The organism is Bradyrhizobium manausense (assembly GCF_018131105.1).
Taxonomy (GTDB): Bacteria; Pseudomonadota; Alphaproteobacteria; order Rhizobiales; family Xanthobacteraceae; genus Bradyrhizobium; species Bradyrhizobium manausense_B.
Genome location: NZ_JAFCJI010000016.1, coordinates 1 through 5058 on the forward strand (window position 1 = coordinate 1; position 5058 = coordinate 5058).

Annotated in this window: 3 protein-coding genes; all 3 read left to right on the forward strand. The window is 65.4% G+C overall.

All coding sequences use genetic code 11. From position 1 onward, the window contains the following. Nucleotides 1-2046 (forward strand): beta strand repeat-containing protein (locus tag JQ631_RS32155; RefSeq protein WP_212334150.1); only part of this gene is annotated, 2046 nt, incomplete at its 5' end. Between the two features lie 221 nt (nt 2047-2267). Further along, on the forward strand, nt 2268-3968 hold the full coding sequence (locus tag JQ631_RS32160) for a type I secretion system permease/ATPase (protein ID WP_212334153.1): 1701 nt from the start codon (nt 2268-2270) through the stop codon (nt 3966-3968). Beyond that, the coding region (locus tag JQ631_RS32165; protein ID WP_212334156.1) for an HlyD family type I secretion periplasmic adaptor subunit at nt 3965-5058 on the forward strand (1094 nt) is incomplete at its 3' end. The genes JQ631_RS32160 and JQ631_RS32165, both read left to right, overlap by 4 nt.

Consider the following 5058-nt stretch of genomic DNA (forward strand, 5'->3'; position numbering starts at 1 on the left):
ACGATCGAAAACCTCACCGGCAGCGCGTTTGCCGACGTGCTGACGGGCAATACGGCGGCCAACGTGCTGATCGGCGGTCTCGGCAACGATACGCTCAATGGCGGCGCGGGCGTCGACACCATGGTCGGCGGACTCGGCAACGACACCTACGTCGTGGACGTGGCCGGCGACATCGTGACGGAGAATGTAGGCCAGGGCACCGACGAGGTGCAGACGGCCCTCAACAACTACACGCTCGGCGCCAATGTCGAGAACCTGACCTTGACGGGTGCCGCGAACCTCAACGGCAACGGCAACGCGCTCGCCAACGTCATCATCGGCAATGCCGGCAACAACGTGCTCAGCGGCAATGCTGGCAACGACACGCTGATCGGCAACGCCGGCAACGATACGCTGAACGGCGGCACGGGCGCCGACGCCATGATCGGCGGATTGGGCAACGACACCTATGTCGTCGATGATCTCGGGGATGTCGTCACCGAGACGGTTGGCGGCGGAACCGACCTGGTCCAGACCGCGCTCGCTGCGCTGACCTTGGCCAGTGAGGTCGAGAACCTGACGTTCACCGGCGCCGGCAATTTTGCCGGAACCGGCAACACGCTCGCCAACACCATCCGGGGCGGTGCCGGCAACGACACGCTGGATGGCGGCCTCGGAACCGACACGTTGATCGGCGGCGCCGGCGACGACATCTACAAGGTCGACCAGACCGGCGATGTCGTCACCGAGGCGGCGGCGGCCGGCACCGACACGGTGCAGTCGACGGCGCTGGCCTACACCTTGTCGGCCAATGTCGAGAACCTGACCTTTGCCGGTTCTGGCAATTTCACCGGCACCGGCAACACGCTGGCGAACACCATCACCGGCGGCTCGGGCAACGACACGCTGAACGGTGGCGCCGGTGCCGACACCCTGATCGGAGGCGCCGGCAACGACACCTACATCGTCGACGTCGCAGGTGACGTGGTCACTGAAAGCGCCGGCGGCGGCACCGACGAAGTCCAGACTGCGGTCAACGGTTACACGCTGGGCGCCAATGTCGAGAACCTCACCCTGACTGGGGTAGGCAACATCAACGGCAATGGCAACGAGCTCGCCAACGTCATCACCGGCAATGCCGGCAACAACGTGCTCAACGGCAATGGCGGCAACGATACGCTGATCGGCAACGCCGGCAACGACACGCTGAACGGCGGTACCGGAGCCGACACCATGACCGGCGGGCTCGGCAACGACACCTACGTCGTCGACGATGTCCTCGATGTCGTCAACGAGAGCGCCGGTGGCGGTGTCGATCTGGTCCAGACCACGCTCAACAGCTACAGCCTGGGATCGGAGGTCGACAACCTCACCTTCACGGGTGCCGGCAACTTCATCGGCAACGGTAATACGCTGGCCAACGCCATCACGGGCGGTGCAGGCAACGACAGTCTCAGCGGCGGAGCAGGCAACGATGTCCTCAACGGCGGTGCGGGCGACGACACGCTGAGCGGCGGTCTCGGCAACGACACGCTGACCGGCGGCGCCGGCAACGATACCGCAAGCTACGCCGACGAGACCGATGTCCTGGTGATAGACCTCACGGCCGGAACGATGCGCCGCGGCTCGGCGGCGAACCCGGTGGAAGACACGCTGGCGACGATCGAGAACGCGACCGGCGGCTCCGGCGACGATGCGATCACCGGAAACACGCTGGCCAACATCCTGAAGGGCGGTGCCGGTGCCGATGCCATCCTGGCTGGAGCAGGCGACGATATCATCGTCGGCGGCTCTGGAGACGACACCATGAACGGCGGTGCTGGAGCCGACAACTACGTGTTCGACGCCGGCTTCGGTCACGACATCATCATCGCGTTCGGCGATACCGGCACCGATCAGGATACGATGGACTTCTCGAACCTGGTCTTCGCCAACTTCGCCGCGATCCAGGCCGCGATGCACCAGGTCGGTTCCGACACGCACATCGATTTCGACGCTGCCAACGGCATCATTCTAAGCAACGTCAACTCGGCCAATCTGGGCGCGGACGACTTCCGCTTCCACTGAGGAGAGCAGGCGAACCTGATCAAGACGTCCGGGCGGGAAGCCAAGGCTTTCCGTCCGGGCGCGACGGCCAGACCGCACGGTTTGATATTGAACCAATGCGTTTGTGACGAGCGATTTTTGATGTGGGCTGAAGCAGGACACCTTCGTCCTGTCATTCCGGGGCAACGGCCGTGCGTGGGGCAGATATTGAAGGATCGAAAGCGTCTCCGATCGCTATTGGATTGTCGGCGTGTTCCGGCGCCTTTGTCGCCATCGGGGTACTCACCGCGCTCATCAACGTGCTGATGCTGACCGGCTCGCTGTTCATGCTGCAGGTCTATGATCGCGTGCTGCCGAGCCGCAGCGTTCCGACGCTGCTCGTACTCGGTGTGATGGCGATTGGCCTGTTTGCGTTCCAGGGCTTCCTCGACGCCTGCCGTGCACGCGTCCTCGTCCGGATCGGCAGCTTCCTCAACGAGCAGATCAACGGGCGGATCTACGACGCCCTGGCGAAGCTGCCGCTCCGCATCCAGGGCAAGGCCGACGGCATCCAGCCGCTTCGCGATCTCGACCAGATGCAGAGTTTCCTGTCGGGGCTTGGCCCGACGGCCCTGTTCGACCTGCCCTGGATGCCGCTTTATCTTGGGATCTGCTTCATCTTCCATCCCTGGATCGGCATCACCGCCATGGCGGGCGCCACCATCCTGGTCGGCCTGACGCTATGGACCGAGGTGTTGACGCGTGCGCCGTCCCGCGCCATGGCCGAGGCCAATGCGCGGCGGCTTGGCCTTGCGGACGCGACGCGGCGCAACGCCGAAGTGCTGCAGGCGATGGGCATGCGCGGGCGGCTGGCCGAAGCGTGGACGGCCGCGAACGCCGGATATCGGAGCGCCGCGCAGCGTGCCGCCGATGTCGGCGGAGGCCTCGGCGCCGCCTCGCGTGTGCTTCGCATGATGCTGCAGTCGACCGTGTTGGCGGTCGGCGCCTATCTCGCGATCAATCAGGAAGCGACCGCCGGCATCATCATTGCCAGTTCGATCCTGGTGTCGCGAGCGCTGGCGCCGGTCGAGCTTGCGATCGCGAACTGGAAGGGATTTGTGGCGGCTCGTCAGAGCCGGAAGCGGTTGACCGATCTGCTCAAGCTGCTGGAGCAGCAGGTGCAGGCGACAACGGCCTTGCCGTCGCCCACCAAGAGCCTGGCTGTCGAAGCCCTCAACGTCGCGCCTCCCGGACAGACGAGGCTGGTGGTTCAGGATGCGAGCTTCATCCTGCGAGCAGGTCAGGGGCTCGGGGTCATCGGACCGAGCGCCTCGGGCAAGTCGTCGCTGGCCCGCGGGATCGCCGGCGTGTGGTTGCCGGCCCGCGGCAAGGTCCGCCTTGACGGCGCTGCGCTCGAGCAATGGGCCGGCGAGAGTCTGGGACCTCATATCGGTTACCTGCCCCAGGATATCGAGTTGCTCGACGGCACCGTTGCGGACAACATCAGCCGTTTCGACCCGGATGCGAATTCCGAGGCGGTCGTTGCTGCGGCCGATGCGGCGGGTGTCCACGAACTCGTGGTCCGGCTGCCAGACGGGTATGAGACGCGTGTCGGGGAGGGCGGCGTCGCGATCTCGGCCGGTCAAAGGCAGCGTATTGCGCTGGCGCGGGCCCTGTACGGCAATCCGTTCCTGATCGTGCTCGACGAGCCGAACTCCAATCTCGATGCGGAGGGCGATGAAGCACTGACGCGCGCGATCCTGGCGGCCCGCGCGCGCGGAGCGATCGTCGTCGTGATCGCTCACCGGCCTTCGGCCCTGCTCGGGGTCGATCTGCTGCTTGCGATGGCGAACGGGCGCGTTCAGGCCTTCGGGCCCAAGGAGGAGGTGCTCCAGAAGGTCCTCGATCGCTCGAAGACGCTGCGTCCCCTCAAGGTTGCTGCCGAGGGCGAGGTGAGATCATGAGAGCAGGGATCGATACTGCGAAGCGCTCGATCCGGCGTCACGTGCTGGCGGTCGGAATGGCAGGGGGGCTCGTCGTCGGCGGCTTCGGCGGCTGGGTGACGAAGGCGGAACTCTCGGGAGCAGTGGTGGCGTCCGGGGCCCTGGTCGTCGATTCCAACGTCAAGAAGGTGCAGCATCCGACGGGCGGTGTTGTCGGTGAGCTGCGCGTGCGCGACGGTGTCCGTGTCCGCGCAGGCGACGTGGTGATCCGTCTCGACGAGACGGTGACGCGCGCCAATCTCGCGATCGTCGTGAAGGGCATCGACGAGCTGATGGCCCGGCAGGCTCGTCTCGAAGCCGAGCGCGACGACCTTGAGGACATCCGCTTTCCATCAACGTTGGCCCGACGGCTGCAAAACCCGGATATCCGGCAGGTCGTGAACGGCGAGACGAAACTGTTCGAGCTCCGCAGGTCGGCCCGGGCTGGACAAAAGGCCCAGCTGCAGGAGCGGATCGGCCAGCTTGGGCAAGAGATCAAGGGGCTGAGCGAACAGGTCAGCGCAAAGGCGGATGAGACCGACCTGATCCTGCGCGAGCTCGAAGGCGTCCGCATGCTTTTTGCAAAGAACCTCGTCCCGATCATGCGCCTCACCCAGCTCGAGCGGGAGACCGTCCGCCTCCGCGGCGAGCGAGGCCAACTGATGGCGTCCACCGCGCAGGCGCGCGGCAAAATGGCGGAGACCTCATTGCAGATCCTGCAGATCGACCAGGATTTGCGCAGCGAGGTCGCCAGGGAGCTCCGGGAAATCCAGGGCAGGATGGCGGAATTGCTCGAGCGCAAGGTTGCGGCCGAGGATCAGCTGATGCGAATCGATATCCGCGCGCCGCAGAGCGGCATCGTGCACCAGCTCAACGTCCATACCGTCGGCGGCGTGATCACGGCCAGCGAGCCCGCGATGCTGATCGTGCCCGAATCGGATGACCTGACCGTCGAGGTCAAGCTGCCGCCGCAGAACATCGATCAGCTGGTGCTCGGTCAGGCCGCCGTGTTGCGCTTCTCCGCCTTCAATCAGCGAACGACGCCGGAGATCAACGGCATCGTGAAGCGGAT